The organism is Campylobacter sp. BCW_6889 (genome assembly GCF_001762535.1).
In the GTDB taxonomy this organism is placed as follows: domain Bacteria; phylum Campylobacterota; class Campylobacteria; order Campylobacterales; family Campylobacteraceae; genus Campylobacter_D; species Campylobacter_D jejuni.
In genome coordinates, this window is record NZ_MJWZ01000025.1 from 1 (window position 1) to 2,233 (window position 2,233).

Annotated in this window: 3 protein-coding genes and 2 pseudogenes; all 5 read right to left on the reverse strand. The window is 31.8% G+C overall.

Annotated features, from left to right (window positions below):
• Window positions 1–556 (reverse strand): D-sedoheptulose 7-phosphate isomerase (gene gmhA / locus AJ939_RS02800; RefSeq protein WP_044780033.1); only part of this gene is annotated, 556 nt, incomplete at its 3' end.
• Window positions 557–651: 95 nt separating this feature from the next.
• Window positions 652–786, reverse strand: a pseudogene (locus AJ939_RS11080) (MerR family DNA-binding transcriptional regulator); the annotation flags it as partial.
• Window positions 786–1,418: a zeta toxin family protein gene (locus tag AJ939_RS02810; RefSeq protein WP_044780792.1), complete on the reverse strand. Its 633-nt coding sequence runs from the start codon at window positions 1,416–1,418 to the stop codon at window positions 786–788. The pseudogene AJ939_RS11080 and the gene AJ939_RS02810, both read right to left, overlap by 1 nt.
• A gap of 94 nt (window positions 1,419–1,512) precedes the next feature.
• On the reverse strand, window positions 1,513–2,085 hold the full coding sequence (gene gmhA / locus AJ939_RS02815; RefSeq protein ID WP_070276057.1) for a D-sedoheptulose 7-phosphate isomerase: 573 nt from the start codon (window positions 2,083–2,085) through the stop codon (window positions 1,513–1,515).
• Window positions 2,082–2,233 (reverse strand): annotated as a pseudogene (locus tag AJ939_RS11085) (bifunctional heptose 7-phosphate kinase/heptose 1-phosphate adenyltransferase); the annotation flags it as partial. The gene gmhA (AJ939_RS02815) and the pseudogene AJ939_RS11085, both read right to left, overlap by 4 nt.

Below are 2,233 nucleotides of genomic sequence, written 5' to 3' on the forward strand. Positions count from 1 at the left end.
AGCTCTCATCTATGATCTGACAAAGTGCGTGTATGATCAAAATGTGCATTTCTTGAATTCTAGCCGTATCATCGCTTGGCACGACAAGATTATAATCACAAAGCTTATTCATCATTCCACCACCTTTTCCGCTAAGCCCTAAACAAAGCATATTAAGTTCTTTTGCTTTTTTAAAAGCTTCTAAAACATTAGGGCTTTTTCCACTCGTTGAAATACCGATTAAAATATCATTTTCATTTCCTAAAGCTTCCACTTGTCTTGAAAAAACAAACTCAAAACCATAGTCATTTCCTATAGCACTAAGTGCTGAAGTATCGGTTGTAAGTGCTATACCTGCTAAAGCCTTGCGTTCTTTTTTATAACGCCCACTGAGTTCAGCTGCAAAATGCTGTGCATCAGCTGCACTTCCACCATTTCCACAAATCAAAATCTTGCCACCTTTTTTAAGACATTCACATAAAAGCTCACCTATTTTAGCGATTTGTCCTTTTAAAATTTCACTTTCTTGAACGATTTTTTGATGTTCTTGCCATTCTTTTTCTACTAAATTTATCATTTTTTATCCTTAATCTTTTCTATGATCTTACTTGTGCTAAATCCTTCTTCAAAGTCGATTAATTTAACTTTTGAAACAATATCCGTACCCACAACAAGCTTATCTTTATAATCAGCTCCTTTAACCAAAATATCGGGTTTTAAAAAGCCTTGCTTATCCCAATTGCGGATTGTTTGTATTGTAACACCAAGTAAATTTGCAGCATGTCTGATAGAAACAAGCTTATCTATCATGACTTAATCCTGTTAGAATGATTGTATCCATTATTATAAGAATAACTTTTAAATTGTGTTTTATCTGGTATTAAATCACTAAACCAAGTGACATTATTTTGCAAATCTAATATCCCATTTGTTATCTTTGCAATTAATTCATAATTTTTAGTATTATCATAAACCAAAATCTCATCACATAATGGCATAATTTTTAAAAGATTTTGCATACTTTCATAATATCTTTTATCTATTAAATGTGGCTCTATGTCGTGCCCACCTTTAGCTACTCTTATTTTTACTCGTGCTTTTGCAGTTTGCGGGCTATCAAGTCCTACGAAGTGTAAATTGATTTTATAACCATACTCTTTTAATTCACTAAATAGATTTAATATAGCTTTTCCGCAAAGCGTAGTTTCTTGATTAAAATTAAGTTTATCATTTATATATACTTTACGCATTTTTATAGCTATCTTTGAGGCACGAATTTGAGTTTGTCTATCTCTATGATCTCCAATGCTTTGAGCTATCTCATCTACATTTATGCGATAACCTAAATTTATTCCTTGCTCTTGTGCTAAAAAATATAAAGTAGTCTTTCCTGCACCATTTACACCAGCAAAAATAGTAGCCGTTGGTTGATTTACCATAAAAAGTTCCTTGTATAAATTTTAAGTAAAAATAATAAATTTTCAATAAAAATCTAAAAATATTTGATATTTATTTATAGTTTTTCATAGGTTTTTATAAATCAGTTTTATAGCTCTCATCTATGATCTGACAAAGTGCGTGTATGATCAAAATGTGCATTTCTTGAATTCTAGCCGTATCATCGCTTGGCACGACAAGATTATAATCACAAAGCTTATTCATCATTCCACCACCTTTTCCGCTAAGCCCTAAACAAAGCATATTAAGTTCTTTTGCTTTTTTAAAAGCTTCTAAAACATTAGGGCTTTTTCCACTCGTTGAAATACCGATTAAAATATCATTTTCATTTCCTAAAGCTTCCACTTGTCTTGAAAAAACAAACTCAAAACCATAGTCATTTCCTATAGCACTAAGTGCTGAAGTATCGGTTGTAAGTGCTATACCTGCTAAAGCCTTGCGTTCTTTTTTATAACGCCCACTGAGTTCAGCTGCAAAATGCTGTGCATCAGCTGCACTTCCACCATTTCCACAAATCAAAATCTTGCCACCTTTTTTAAGACATTCACATAAAAGCTCACCTATTTTAGCGATTTGTCCTTTTAAAATTTCACTTTCTTGAACGATTTTTTGATGTTCTTGCCATTCTTTTTCTACTAAATTTATCATTTTTTATCCTTAATCTTTTCTATGATCTTACTTGTGCTAAATCCTTCTTCAAAGTCGATTAATTTAACTTTTGAAACAATATCCGTACCCACAACAAGCTTATCTTTATAATCAGCTCCTTTAACCAAAATATCGGGTTTTAAAAAGC